This is a genomic window from Marinobacter lutaoensis (assembly GCF_001981305.1).
GTDB lineage: Bacteria > Pseudomonadota > Gammaproteobacteria > Pseudomonadales > Oleiphilaceae > Marinobacter > Marinobacter lutaoensis.
Map to the genome: position 1 here is coordinate 291,933 of NZ_MSCW01000004.1, position 13,609 is coordinate 305,541.

Annotated in this window: 13 protein-coding genes and 1 pseudogene; all 14 read left to right on the top strand. The window is 60.9% G+C overall.

Annotated elements, in window-relative coordinates:
• The first annotated feature begins 203 nt into the window (after positions 1 to 203).
• The 14 genes and pseudogenes from BTO32_RS05935 (at position 204) to BTO32_RS06000 (ending at position 13,603) form a co-directional block, all read left to right on the top strand.
• Positions 204 to 602, top strand: coding sequence for a F0F1 ATP synthase subunit I (locus tag BTO32_RS05935; protein ID WP_076723645.1), 399 nt, complete (start codon positions 204 to 206; stop codon positions 600 to 602).
• 19 nt (positions 603 to 621) lie between these two features.
• A complete protein-coding gene (gene atpB / locus BTO32_RS05940) occupies positions 622 to 1,494 on the top strand; it encodes a F0F1 ATP synthase subunit A (RefSeq protein WP_076723647.1) in 873 nt (290 codons plus the stop codon).
• Between the two features lie 73 nt (positions 1,495 to 1,567).
• A complete protein-coding gene (atpE, locus tag BTO32_RS05945) occupies positions 1,568 to 1,825 on the top strand; it encodes a F0F1 ATP synthase subunit C (RefSeq protein ID WP_012138088.1) in 258 nt (85 codons plus the stop codon).
• Between the two features lie 67 nt (positions 1,826 to 1,892).
• Entirely contained in the window at positions 1,893 to 2,363 is a 471-nt protein-coding gene (locus BTO32_RS05950) for a F0F1 ATP synthase subunit B (protein WP_076723650.1), read from the top strand.
• Positions 2,364 to 2,378: 15 nt separating this feature from the next.
• Positions 2,379 to 2,915 (top strand): F0F1 ATP synthase subunit delta, encoded by a 537-nt coding sequence (locus tag BTO32_RS05955; RefSeq protein ID WP_076723653.1) that lies wholly within the window; start codon positions 2,379 to 2,381, stop codon positions 2,913 to 2,915.
• Between the two features lie 28 nt (positions 2,916 to 2,943).
• Entirely contained in the window at positions 2,944 to 4,488 is a 1,545-nt protein-coding gene (atpA, locus tag BTO32_RS05960; RefSeq protein WP_076723655.1) for a F0F1 ATP synthase subunit alpha, read from the top strand.
• Positions 4,489 to 4,561: 73 nt separating this feature from the next.
• Positions 4,562 to 5,425, top strand: coding sequence for a F0F1 ATP synthase subunit gamma (gene atpG, locus BTO32_RS05965; RefSeq protein ID WP_076723657.1), 864 nt, complete (start codon positions 4,562 to 4,564; stop codon positions 5,423 to 5,425).
• A gap of 53 nt (positions 5,426 to 5,478) precedes the next feature.
• Entirely contained in the window at positions 5,479 to 6,870 is a 1,392-nt protein-coding gene (gene atpD / locus BTO32_RS05970; protein ID WP_076723660.1) for a F0F1 ATP synthase subunit beta, read from the top strand.
• A gap of 47 nt (positions 6,871 to 6,917) precedes the next feature.
• Positions 6,918 to 7,340, top strand: coding sequence for a F0F1 ATP synthase subunit epsilon (locus tag BTO32_RS05975; RefSeq protein WP_076723663.1), 423 nt, complete (start codon positions 6,918 to 6,920; stop codon positions 7,338 to 7,340).
• A gap of 140 nt (positions 7,341 to 7,480) precedes the next feature.
• Positions 7,481 to 8,848 carry a bifunctional UDP-N-acetylglucosamine diphosphorylase/glucosamine-1-phosphate N-acetyltransferase GlmU gene (glmU, locus tag BTO32_RS05980; RefSeq protein WP_076723666.1) on the top strand — a complete coding sequence of 456 codons (1,368 nt, stop codon included), beginning with the start codon at positions 7,481 to 7,483 and terminating at the stop codon, positions 8,846 to 8,848.
• A gap of 23 nt (positions 8,849 to 8,871) precedes the next feature.
• Positions 8,872 to 10,704 carry a glutamine--fructose-6-phosphate transaminase (isomerizing) gene (gene glmS / locus BTO32_RS05985; protein ID WP_076723668.1) on the top strand — a complete coding sequence of 611 codons (1,833 nt, stop codon included), beginning with the start codon at positions 8,872 to 8,874 and terminating at the stop codon, positions 10,702 to 10,704.
• A 6-nt stretch (positions 10,705 to 10,710) separates the two neighbouring features.
• Positions 10,711 to 11,586: a LysR family transcriptional regulator gene (locus BTO32_RS05990; RefSeq protein ID WP_076723670.1), complete on the top strand. Its 876-nt coding sequence runs from the start codon at positions 10,711 to 10,713 to the stop codon at positions 11,584 to 11,586.
• A 122-nt stretch (positions 11,587 to 11,708) separates the two neighbouring features.
• Positions 11,709 to 12,667: pseudogene (locus tag BTO32_RS05995) on the top strand (transposase).
• Positions 12,668 to 12,781: 114 nt separating this feature from the next.
• Positions 12,782 to 13,603 carry a putative hydro-lyase gene (locus BTO32_RS06000; protein WP_076723673.1) on the top strand — a complete coding sequence of 274 codons (822 nt, stop codon included), beginning with the start codon at positions 12,782 to 12,784 and terminating at the stop codon, positions 13,601 to 13,603.
• Positions 13,604 to 13,609 lie beyond the last annotated feature (6 nt).

Genomic DNA, 13,609 nt, shown 5'->3' on the forward strand with positions numbered 1-13,609 from the left:
GTAGTGGTTCAAATTCTCACCAATCCCTATTTGTGTCCCATGGCCCGAAAACCCAGGAATTTCGGGTCATTTCCCGTCCTGAACAGCCCCAGGCTTTGTTGATTCGTGCAAATTGAACACATATAATCTGCCGCGCTCGTATCGGTGTATTTGCTTATTTTTTAGACTGCATCGGACCAAGGCACCGAATTCCCGGGACAGACATGACGAAGGCTATTCCGAGCGGCATGCGCCGCCCGCCCATCGCACGGTGGTTCCTGATCGAGGGCGTGATTCTTGTCTTCGTCAGCCTGGCCTTTTCACTGCGCGGCCAGGTGGCAGGTTACTCGGCGCTCGTGGGCGGCCTCATTTTTCTGCTGCCCCACGGGTACTTTGCGCTCAAGGCATTCCGCTACGCCGGCGCGCGGTCTGCCAAGAAGATCATAAATTCGTTCTATCAGGGTGAGGCCGGCAAGCTCATCCTGTGCGCCATCCTCTTTACGATGGCGTTCAAATGGATTCAGCCGCTTGATATCGCGGCACTTTTTTTAACATTTGCGATCATGCTGGTCACCAACTGGGTGACACCGCTTCTGGCGGGCAGCAATACGCAGCAAAGCTAACTGGACCTGGGAATCCGTTATGGCAGGAAGTGCATCCGAATACATCCAGCATCACCTCCAGAACTTGACCTTCGGCAAGTTGCCGGCCGGCTACGTCCGAGCCGACGGCACCGTACTCGAAGACGCCACCTGGACACTGGCCCACACCGGGAAGGAAGCCTCCGACATGGGCTTTTGGGCTCTGCACATTGACTCCCTGGGCTGGTCCGTCGCCCTGGGCGTGATCTTCCTGATCCTCTTCCGTATGGCCGCCAAGCGCGCCACTTCCGGCCAGCCCGGTGCCCTGCAGAACTTCGTGGAAGTGATGATCGAGTTCGTTGACAACAGCGTCAAGGAAACTTTCCACGGCAAGAACAAGGTCATTGCGCCGCTGGCCCTGACCATCTTCTGCTGGATTTTCCTGATGAACCTCATGGATCTGGTGCCGGTGGACTTCCTGCCGCAACTGTTCCACCTGATGGGGCTGGAGTACATGAAGGTCGTTCCGACCACCGACGTCAACATCACTCTGGGTATGTCCCTGTCGGTGTTCGCGCTGATCATCTACTACAGCCTGAAGGTCAAGGGCTTGGGTGGCTTCCTGGGTGAGCTGACCCTGCATCCCTTCTCCTCCGACAACCTGTTCGTGAAGATTCTGCTGATTCCGGTCAACCTCCTGCTGGAGGGCGTGAGCCTGATCGCCAAGCCCATCTCCCTGGCGCTGCGGTTGTTCGGCAACCTCTACGCCGGCGAGCTGATCTTCATCCTGATCGCATTGCTGCCGCTGTGGGCGCAATGGACGCTGTCCGTACCCTGGGCGATTTTCCACATTCTGGTAATCACCCTGCAGGCGTTCATCTTCATGATGTTGACGATCGTGTACCTGAGCATGGCTCACGAGGACAGTCACTGATCGGACACCATTGAACCGTAGTTTTAAACCCTAAACCCTTAAACTGAAAACCTAACTGAAATTGGGAGTTATCATGGAAACTGTAGTTGGAATGACCGCTATCGCTGTTGCACTGCTGATCGGCCTGGGCGCTCTGGGCACCGCCATCGGCTTTGGTATCCTCGGTGGCAAGTTCCTGGAAGGCGCTGCCCGTCAGCCGGAAATGACTCCGATGCTGCAGGTCAAGATGTTCATCGTTGCCGGTCTGCTGGACGCCGTCACCATGATCGGTGTTGGTATCGCCCTGTTCTTCACCTTCGCCAATCCGTTCGTCGGCCAGATCGCCGGTTAATCGAGTCGCCAGCCGGGGGCCTACCCCGGTCCGATGATTCTTAACGAAACAGGCGAGAGGTGAAGACGTGAACATTAATTTGACGTTGATTGGTCAAGCCATCGCGTTCTTTATCTTTGTCGTCTTCTGCATGAAATACGTGTGGCCGCCGATCATGGCCGCACTGCAGGAGCGTCAAAAGAAGATCGCTGACGGCCTGGCTGCTTCAGACCGTGCGGCGCGCGATCTGGAACTGGCTCAGGAAAAGTCAGCCCAGGAACTGCGCGAAGCCAAGCAGCAAGCCGCGGCCCTGATCGAGCAGGCCAACAAGCGGGCCAACCAGATCGTGGAAGCCTCCAAGGAGGAAGCCCGCAAGGAAGGCCAGAAGCTGATCGAGCAGGCCAAGGCCGAAATCGAGCGGGAGCGCAACCAGGCCCGTGACGCCCTGCGTGCGGAACTCGCCGCGCTTGCCGTCGCCGGTGCCGAGAAGATCCTGGAAACCTCTGTCGATGCCTCCAAGCACAACGAGATGTTGGAAAAACTGGCGGCGGAACTCTAAACGACGAGGTTCATCATGGCAGAACTGAGAACGCTGGCCCGTCCTTACGCAAAAGCCGCCTTCGCGGCCGCCCAGGAGCACGCGCAACTGGCGGAGTGGTCCAAGGTGCTGACGATTGCCGGACAGGTCACCGCGAACGAAGAGATTCGACAGCTTCTCGCGAACCCGACTCTGGAAGAGCAGAAGAAGGCCGAGCTGATCCTGGAGATCGTCGAAGACGGTGTCACCGAGCAGGTCCGCAACTTCTTCGCCGTTCTGGCGGAAAACCGCCGGCTGGCTCTTCTTCCCGAGATTGCAGCGCTCTTCAACATGTACCGGGCTGATCTGGAGCGCACTGTTGACATTGAAGTAACCGCAGCGTTCGAGCTGACGGAAGAACAGCAACAGAAGCTCGCCCAGGCACTTTCGAAGAAACTGGATCGGCAAGTGTCACTCGCGGCGTCGCTGGACAAGTCACTGATCGGTGGCGTGGTTATTCGCACCGGCGACTTGGTCATTGACGCGTCTGTACGCGGAAAGCTGAACAAGCTGGCCGACGCTCTGGGCTCCTGATTTCAGCACAAGGTTTGAGGATATTGGCATGCAGCAACTGAATCCATCCGAGATCAGTGACATCATCAAGAAGAGGATCGAGAAGCTCGATATCTCTTCCGAAGCAAAGAACGAAGGTACGATCCTGTCCGTCTCCGACGGCATCGTGCTGATCCACGGTCTCGCCGACGTCATGTACGGCGAAATGATCGAATTCGCCAACGGCACCTACGGCATGGCTCTGAACCTGGAGCGCGATTCCGTCGGTGCCGTTGTGCTGGGTGACTACGAGGGTCTGGCGGAAGGCCAGAAAGTCCGTTGTACCGGTCGCATCCTGGAGGTGCCGGTGGGCCCGCAGCTGCTCGGCCGCGTGGTGGACGCCCTGGGTAACCCGATCGACGGCAAGGGCGAGCTGGGCACCGAGCTGACCGATCCGGTCGAGAAGGTCGCGCCGGGCGTTATCGCCCGTCAGTCCGTCGACCAGCCGGTGCAGACCGGTCTGAAAGCGATCGACACCATGGTGCCGATCGGCCGCGGTCAGCGGGAGCTGATCATTGGTGACCGTCAGATCGGTAAGACCGCGGTCGCCATCGATGCGATCATCAACCAGAAAGGCACCGGCATCAAGTGTATCTACGTTGCCGTCGGCCAGAAGCAGTCCTCCATCGCCGCCGTGGTGCGCAAGCTGGAAGAGCACGGTGCCATGGAGCACACCATCGTGGTTGCCGCCGGTGCCGCCGACCCGGCCTCCATGCAGTTCCTGGCACCGTATGCCGGCTGTACCATGGGTGAGTATTTCCGTGACCGCGGTGAAGACGCCCTGATCGTATACGACGACCTGACCAAGCAGGCCTGGGCGTATCGTCAGATCTCCTTGCTGCTGCGTCGTCCGCCCGGCCGTGAAGCGTACCCGGGTGACGTGTTCTACCTGCACTCCCGTCTGCTCGAGCGCGCGGCGCGGGTCAACGCCGACTACGTCGAGAAGTTCACCAACGGCGAAGTGAAAGGCAAGACCGGTTCCCTGACCGCCCTGCCGATCATCGAAACCCAGGCCGGTGACGTATCCGCGTTCGTACCGACCAACGTGATCTCCATCACCGACGGTCAGATCTTCCTGGAAACCAACCTGTTCAACTCCGGTATCCGTCCCGCGATGAACGCGGGTATCTCGGTCTCCCGGGTGGGCGGTGCGGCCCAGACCAAGATCATGAAGAAACTCGGTGGCGGTATCCGTCTGGCCCTGGCCCAGTATCGGGAGCTGGCGGCATTCGCCCAGTTCGCTTCCGACCTGGACGAGGCCACCCGTAAGCAGCTGGAGCACGGTCAGCGGGTGACCGAGCTGATGAAGCAGAAGCAGTACAGCCCGATGTCCGTGGCTGAGATGGGCACCGTTCTGTTCGCAGCCAACGAAGGCTTCCTGGACGACGTTGATGTCGACAAAGTGGTCAAGTTCGAAGCGCAACTGCTCGACTGGATGCGCTCCGAGCAGAAAGAACTGCTCGACAAGATCAACGAGAAAGGCGATTACAACGACGAAATCGCTGCCGGCCTCAGAGCTGCACTTGAGAAATTCAAGACCACTCAGAGCTGGTAAGAAACAGGCCTGCGACCTCCGTCGCGGGCCGCTTTCGTAGCAATGAGTGTCTAACTTGAGAAGGCAGTGAGTTATGGCCGTCGGCAAAGAAATACGTAACCAGATTTCGAGCATCAAGAGCACGCAGAAAATCACCAGCGCCATGGAAATGGTGGCGGCGAGCAAGATGCGTAAGGCTCAGGATCGCATGCAGGCCACACGCCCGTATGCCGAGAAGATGCGTCAGGTGATCGGGCACATTGCCAAGGCGAATGCTCAGTACAAGCACCCGTTCATGGTCGAGCGCGAGGTCAAGCGTGTCGGCTTTATCGTGGTGTCGACTGATCGTGGCCTCTGTGGTGGTCTGAACGTAAACCTGTTCAAAGCGCTTGTCCGTGAAATGAAAGCGTGGAAAGAAAAAGGAGTGGAGTCCGAACTGTGCGCCATCGGGCAGAAGGGCGCCTCCTTTTTCCGGAGCTACGGCGGCAATGTCGTTGCGGCGTTGACCCATCTGGGTGACCAGCCAAGCTCCAGCCAACTCATCGGCAACGTCAAGGTGATGCTGGACGCGTTCTCCGAGGGCAGGATCGATCGTCTGTATCTTGTCTCCAACGAGTTCGTGAACACCATGACCCAGCGCCCGAAGGTGGAGCAGCTCCTGCCCCTGCCTCCGAGCGAAGACGAGGAAGAGATCAAGAACCAGTGGGATTATCTCTACGAGCCCGATGCCCGGCAGATCCTCGATGGCCTTCTGCCACGTTTCATCGAGTCCCAGGTGTACCAGGGCGTGGTGGAAAACCTGGCCTGCGAGCAGGCTGCCCGGATGATTGCCATGAAGAGCGCGACCGACAACGCCGGTAACTTCATCGACGAACTGCAGCTCGCGTACAACAAGGCGCGTCAGGCCGCCATTACCCAAGAGATTTCAGAGATCGTGAGCGGCGCGACCGCGGTTTGATCCGGCACGATCCGACTGGTTTTATTGACTATTGAGATAACGAGGAACCGAGCATGAGTAGCGGACACATCGTTCAGATCATTGGCGCGGTTATCGACGTGGAATTTCCACGTGACTCCGTTCCCAACGTATATGACGCACTGCTGCTTGAAGGTGGCGAAACAACCCTGGAAGTCCAGCAGCAGCTGGGTGACGGCATTGTTCGTACCATCGCCATGGGCAGCACCGAAGGCCTCAAGCGTGGCCTGAAAGCAACCAACACCGGCAAACCGATTTCCGTGCCCGTGGGCACCGAGACCCTGGGCCGGATCATGGACGTTCTGGGTCGCCCCATCGACGAGCGTGGCGAGATCGGCGAGAAAGAACGCTGGGCCATCCACCGCAAGGCGCCGGGCTATGCCGACCAGGCGGCCTCCACCGACCTGCTGGAAACCGGCATCAAGGTCATCGACCTGATCTGCCCGTTCGCCAAAGGGGGTAAGGTTGGTCTGTTCGGCGGTGCCGGCGTTGGCAAGACCGTCAACATGATGGAGCTGATCAACAACATCGCGAAGGAGCACTCCGGTCTCTCCGTATTCGCGGGTGTGGGTGAGCGGACCCGGGAAGGTAACGACTTCTACTATGAAATGAAGGAGTCCAACGTTCTCGACAAGGTGGCCATGGTGTATGGCCAGATGAACGAGCCCCCCGGAAACCGTCTGCGTGTGGCCCTGACCGGCCTCACCATGGCCGAGAAGTTCCGTGACGAAGGTCGTGATGTACTGCTGTTCGTCGACAACATCTACCGTTACACCCTGGCCGGAACCGAAGTATCCGCGCTGCTGGGCCGGATGCCGTCCGCGGTTGGTTACCAGCCGACCCTGGCCGAGGAGATGGGTCAGCTGCAGGAGCGGATCACCTCCACCAAGACCGGCTCCATCACCTCCATCCAGGCGGTGTACGTACCGGCGGACGACCTGACCGACCCGTCCCCGGCCACCACCTTCTCGCACCTGGATGCGACCGTGGTACTGAGCCGTGACATCGCCGCCAAGGGTATCTACCCGGCGATCGATCCGCTGGACTCCACCTCCCGTCAGCTGGATCCGCTGGTGATCGGCCAGGAGCACTACGAGGTGGCCCGTGGCGTGCAGTCCGTACTGCAGCGCTACAAGGAACTGAAAGACATCATCGCGATCCTGGGTATGGACGAGCTGTCCGAAGACGACAAGCTGGTGGTCGCCCGTGCCCGTAAGATCGAGCGTTTTCTGTCCCAGCCCTTCCACGTCGCTGAGGTATTCACCGGCGCGCCCGGTAAATACGTCCCGCTGAAGGAAACCATCAGCGGCTTCAAGGGCATCCTCAACGGCGACTATGACGACCTGCCCGAGCAGGCCTTCTACATGGTTGGTACCATTGAGGAAGCGGTCGAGAAAGCGAAGGAAATGAAGAGCAAGGGTGAGTAAACTCACCCTTTGCCCGAGTTTCCGGATCGATCAAAGAGGCAACTGACATGGGTATGACCGTGCATTGTGACGTGGTAAGTGCCGAAACGAAGATCTATTCCGGATTGGTGGAAATGCTGATCGCGGCGGGTTCCGAAGGTGACCTGGGGATTGCCCCGGGCCACACCCCACTGCTGACCGCACTCAAGCCTGGACCCGTTCGGATCATCAAGCAGGGTGGTGAGGAAGAAATTCTTTACGTATCCGGCGGATATCTGGAAGTTCAGCCCAATCTGGTGACTTTGCTCGCAGATACAGCCGTTCGTGCAAAGGATGTGGACGAAGCGGCGGCGATCGAGGCCCAGAAAGAGGCTGAAAAAGCGCTTGCCAACAAGACCGGTGAATTCGAGTACTCCCGTGCCGCCGCGGAACTGGCCGAGGCTGCTGCCCAGCTTCGGACCATCCAGCAGCTGCGCAGGAAAATGCGTTAAGCATTGTCGTTTCGGGTTTGCCGAACACCAAGGCCGCATCCTGAGCGGCTGGACGACCGACGCCCCGCGTCGGCTTTCCGGCCCCGAAGGTTGCGGCTTTTTTTGTGAATGTCCTTTCGTCCCGGGAGCCTGAGTTTTCCATGAGCCCGCTACACGTCGTCATCCTGGCCGCTGGCCAGGGATCCCGCATGAAGTCCTCGCTGCCCAAGGTGCTGCATCCCATTGCCGGCAAGGCCATGCTGCATCACGTCATCGAGACCGCCATGGCACTGGACGCCGAACGCATCCACGTGGTGATCGGCCACGGCGCGGACCGGGTCCGCGAGGCCAGCGCCGCCTACCCGGTGAACTGGGTGACCCAGCCGGAGCAGCTTGGCACCGGGCACGCGGTGGCACAGGTCCTGCCACATCTGCCGGACAACGCCCGGGTCCTGGTGCTGTACGGCGATGTGCCGCTGACCCGGACCCAAACCCTGCACCAGCTCACGGACACCCTGGACGAACGCCAGCTCGGGCTGCTCACAGTCACCCTGGACGACCCCAATGGGTACGGCCGCATCGTCCGCAACCGGGAAGGGCGAGTGGTTGCCATCGTCGAGCACAAGGACGCCACCGAGGCGCAACGGGCGATCCGTGAGGTCAACACCGGCATCCTGGCGGTGCTGGCCCGGCACCTGAAAGCCTGGTTGCCGTCCCTGTCCAACCGCAATGCCCAGGGGGAGTACTACCTGACGGACATCATCGGCCTGGCCTCTGCCCAGGGCATGACCATCCGGGCGGCGCAGCCGGCCACCGTCAGCGAGGTCGAGGGTGTCAACAACCGGATCCAGCTGGCGGCTCTGGAGCGGGCCTACCAGCGCCAGCAGGCGGAACGGCTGATGCTGGCCGGTGCTACCCTGGCGGATCCCGAACGGCTGGATATCCGGGGCGAGGTCACCGTGGGCCAGGACGTGGTGATCGACGCCAACGTGCTGCTGGAAGGTGAGGTGGTGCTGGAGGACGGCGTCCAGGTGGGTTTTGGCTGCGTCATCCGGGACAGCCGGATCGCCCGGGGCACCGTCCTTCACCCCTACAGCGTCATCGAAAGCTCCGAGATTGGCGCGCACGCCCAGCTTGGGCCCTTCGCCCGCCTGCGCCCGGGCAACCGCCTGGCGGACAACACCAAGGTGGGTAACTTCGTTGAAGTCAAAAAATCGGTGGTGGGCGAGGGCAGCAAGATTAACCACCTCAGTTACGTGGGCGATGCTAGACTCGGGGAAAAGGTCAACGTCGGGGCCGGCACCATTACCTGCAACTACGACGGCGCCAACAAGCACGCCACGGTGATCGGCGACGGAGCGTTCATCGGTTCCAACACGTCGCTGGTGGCGCCGGTGACCGTGGGCGAGGGCGCCACCGTCGGGGCCGGCTCGACCATCACCCGCGATGTCTCGGATGGCGAGCTGGCGGTGGCCCGGGGCAAACAACGGAACATCTCGGGCTGGGAACGCCCGAAGAAGCCTGAATGACAGACGATAGGTGAAAACGCGACATGTGTGGCATCGTTGGAGCAATCAGTGAACGGGACGTGCAGGGTATCCTGCTTGAAGGCCTGCGCCGTCTGGAATACCGCGGCTATGACTCCGCCGGTCTGGCGGTCATCGACCGTGCCGGCCAAGTGCGGCGGGCCCGGGAAGTCGGCAAGGTGGCGGTCCTGGCCGAGGTGATCCAGGCCAGCCCCCTGCACGGTGCCACCGGCATTGCCCACACCCGCTGGGCCACCCATGGCGAGCCCTCCCAGAGCAACGCCCATCCCCACATGTCCGGTGATCACCTGGCCATCGTCCATAACGGCATCATCGAGAACTATCAGGAGCTGCGGGACGAGCTGAAGGAGGCCGGGTTCGAGTTCACCTCCCAGACCGACACCGAGGTGGTGGCCCATCTGATCGAGCGTCATTACCGCGAACTCGGCAGCCTGCTGCAGGCGGTCAAGGCCGCCATTGCCCAGTTGCGCGGCGCCTACGCCCTGGCGGTGGTGCATGCCGCGGAACCGGATCACCTGGTGGTGTGCCGCGCCGGCAGCCCGCTGGTGGTGGGGGTCGGCATCGGGGAAAACTTCATCGCCTCCGACCAGCTGGCGCTGCTGTCGGTGACCGATCGCTTCCTGTTTTTGGAAGAGGGGGATATCGCCGATATCCACAAGGACCGCATTCAGGTGTTCGACCGCGCCGGCACTCCGGCCGAGCGCAAGGTGGTTCGCTTCGAGCACGGCGTCGATTCCACCGATAAAGGGCCCTACCGCCACTTCATGCTCAAGGAAATCTACGAGCAGCCCAAGGTCATCAAAGCCACCATGGAAGGCCGGGTGACCGACACCCGGGTGCTGGAGCAGGCCCTGGGCACCGAGGCCGGCCGGCTGCTGGAGAACATCCGCCACGTCCAGATCATTGCTTGTGGTACCAGCTACCACGCCGGCATGGTGGCCCGCTACTGGATCGAGGACCTGGCGGGAATTCCCTGTTCCGTGGAAGTGGCTTCGGAGTTTCGGTATCGCAAGCACGTAGTCCAGCCGGACACCCTGTTCCTGTGCATCTCCCAGTCCGGGGAGACCGCCGACACCCTGGCCGCACTGCGCCAAGCCAAGCAGGCCGGGTTCCGTGCCGCCCTGGCGATCTGCAACGTGCCCGGCAGTTCCCTGGTGCGGGAGTCCGACCTGGTGATCATGACCCAAGCCGGCCCGGAAATCGGCGTCGCGTCCACCAAGGCGTTCACCACCCAGCTGACGGCTCTGCTCATCTTCACACTGGCGCTGGCCCGTCACAACGGCCTGGAGGCCGGGCGGGAAGCGGAGATTGTCGCCGCCATTCATCAGTTGCCGGGCCAGGTGGAACAGGTACTGGCCCTGGATGGCGAAATCGCCGAGCTGTCCCGCGCCTTCATGGACAAACACCACAGCCTGTTCCTGGGCCGTGGCGCCCTGTTCCCGGTGGCGCTGGAAGGCGCTCTCAAACTCAAGGAAATCTCCTACATCCACGCCGAAGCCTACCCGGCCGGCGAGCTCAAGCACGGCCCCCTGGCGCTGGTGGACAGCGAGATGCCGGTGGTCACCGTGGCGCCCAACAACGACCTGCTGGAGAAGCTCAAGTCCAACCTGGAGGAGGTCCGGGCCCGGGGCGGTGAGTTGTTCGTGTTTGCCGACAAAGTGGCGGGGGTGCGCTCGGAGGACGGCATTCACGTGATGCAGATTCCCGAAGTCCACGACATCACCGCGCCCATCGTCTACACCGTGCCCTTGCAGCTGCTGGCGTACCACGTCGCGGTGCTCAAGGGCACGGACGTGGACCAGCCCCGGAACCTGGCGAAGAGTGTGACGGTGGAATAAACGGTCATGAACATCCGGTCCTTGGAAACCTTTTACTGGATTGCCAAACTCGGCAGTTTCCGGGCAGCCGGGCAAAAACTCTACGCGTCGCAGCCCACCATCTCGGCGCGGGTATCCGGGCTTGAGGACGAACTCGGCGTCGCCCTGTTTGACCGCTCCGGCCGCAACGCGGTGCTCACCGCTCAGGGCCGGCAGTTGCTGGTCTACGCGGAGAAAATCCTGCAGCTGCACTCGGAGCTGCTGGAGAAGGTCGCCAACCCGGAGGCGATCCAGGGCACCATCCGCCTGGGCGTGGCGGAGACCGTGGCCTACACCTGGCTGCCCAATCTGATCGAGCGGATCAACGAGACCTATCCGGCCATCAACCTGGAGATGGACATCGACATCTCGGTGAACCTGGCGGACAAGCTCACCCGCCGGGAGCTGGACATCGCTTTCCTGATGGGCGAGGTGCACCATGAGGGATTCGTGACCGAACCCTTCTGGCGCTACTCGCTGATCTGGGTGGCCAGCCCGACCCTGTCGCTGCCGCCGGAACCCCTGAGCCTAGCGGCGCTGGCCAAGTTGCCGATCATCACCTATCCGCGCATGAGCGAACCTCACGCCAACATCCGCTCGCTGATTTACCCCGTTAATCACTCCCTCCAGATGCACGCCAGCTCGTCTCTCTCCACCATCATCCGCATGACCCGCGACGGCATCGGCGTGAGCGCGTTGCCCCGGGAGATCATCACCCACGAGCTGGAAACCGGAAAGCTGAGGGAATTCACCGTGGACGCCACCCTGCCGGATCTGGTGTTCAATGTGGCTTACCTGACCGCGCCAGGGGCCCACGTGGCCCGTGCGGTGGCGGCGCTGACTCTGGATCTGGTTAAATCCTGATCAGCGTAAACCGCTGATTTCAGGTTCATCGCAGATTAGCGGGAAGGTGGGAGTGCGGCAGTAAGAAGGGTTAAAGTTGGGTTCGCCAAAACTCGACCGACAACCCAACTACTGCCGACACCATGGATGCTAATCTGCTGAGCCTCTTCTGGGAAGGCTTCGAGCTAGAAAGCTACGAAGTATCCACCGCCAACACGCTTTTACTTCGATTAAAGTCTCGCCCTTCGCATGTGCCCCGTTGTGGTCGCTGCGGCCAAGCCGTTCAGCGGGTTCATGATGTCAACAGACGCCGGGTGCAGGAGTGCAACCTGTCGACCATAGGGTGTGGCTGGATGTGCCCGTGCGTCGCCTGCACTGCGCTCAGTGCGGTATCCGGCGCGAGCAGATCAGTTGGCTACCCGGACGCCGCGGGCTTACTCAGGCCATGATCCGCCATGTGGAGGCCTTGGTCTTTGTCTGGCTGGGCAAAAAGGTCTGCAGGCAGATCGAAGCGGTCGCCATGGACATGAATACCGCCATGGACCTGGAGGTGCAGCAGCACTGCCCCAACGCACGCGTGGTCTACGACCTGTTCCACGTTGTCGCCAAATTTGGCCGCGAGGTGATTGATCGCGTTCGGGTCGATCAGGCTACCCGGCTGCGTGAAAGCCCGGCTGATCGAAAGGTCATCAAGCGCAGTCGTTGGTTGTTGTTGCGCAACCGAGCCAAGTTATCCGGGGAACAGAGCATCAAGCTGGATGAGCTGCTGGCCGCCAATGCCCCTCTCACCACCACCTATCTGCTAAAGGCGACGCTGAAAGAACTGTGGTATGCCCCCAGTGAAGACATCGCACGTGCGCGTTGGGAGGATTGGTACCACATGGCCATGGAGAGCGGAATCAAGCCCCTCATTCTCTTCGCCAAGCGTCTGAGAGACTATCTCCTTGGCATTCTGGCAAGCGCTGTTTACCGGCTCAACACGAGTGTGCTGGAAGGGGTGAATAATCGCATCAAGGTGATCAAGCGGATGGCCTACGGATATCGGGATAGCGACTACTTCTTCCTGAAGATTAAAGGCGCCTTTCCCGGTAAAGCGCGATGAACCTGATTTCATGTAGAGATCAGTTTTTTTTATCAATTCCTATCCTAAATATCGATTTGAATTAATCAATGGTTCTGCCTTAACTTGACGAAAAGACCCAAAGGCAGAACAGTAATGACGTTTCAATCCGCAGGTTCCTCGACGTTCGCCTCCGATATCGACACGGCGGCCGCCGCCGTCCGTCGTCAGGCGCGTACCGGTGCGCTCACCGGGCCTACGGCCGGCATGGCCAAGGGATACGTGCAAGTGAACCTGGTGATTCTGCCGGCCCGGGACGCGGCCGGCTTCCTGCGGTTCTGCCAGGCGAACCCCAAACCCTGCCCTCTGCTGGCGGTTGGTGAGCCCGGTGAACGCAGCTGTGCTCCGCTGGGAGGCGATCTGGATATTGCCACCGACGTGCCCGAGTACCGGGTTTACCGCAACGGTGCCCTGGATGGCACCCGGCATGATGTGTCTGACCTCTGGCAGGACGATCTGGTGACCTTTGCCCTGGGCTGCTCGTTCAGTTTTGAACACGCCCTCAGCCAGTACGGGCTGCCCGTGCGCCACATCGACCAGGGCCGTAACGTGCCCATGTACCGGACCTCGATTCCGCTGGTGTCCGCTGGTGGCTTCGGCGGCACCATGGTGGTCTCCATGCGGCCGTTCCGGGCGGCGGACGCCATCCGCGCGGTACAGATCACCACCCGGTTCCCCCAGGCCCATGGCGCACCCGTGCATCTGGGCGATCCGTCCCTGATCGGAGTTGAACAGCTGGACGCCCCGGAGTACGGCGATGCCGTCACCGTGGCAGACGATGAACTGCCGGTGTTCTGGGCCTGCGGGGTCACGTCCCAGCAGGTCCTGCTGGACGCCGGTGTGGGGTTTGCCATTACCCACAGCCCGGGCCACATGCTGGTGACCGACATTCTGGAAAGCCAGGTGGCACTGTTGTAAACGCGG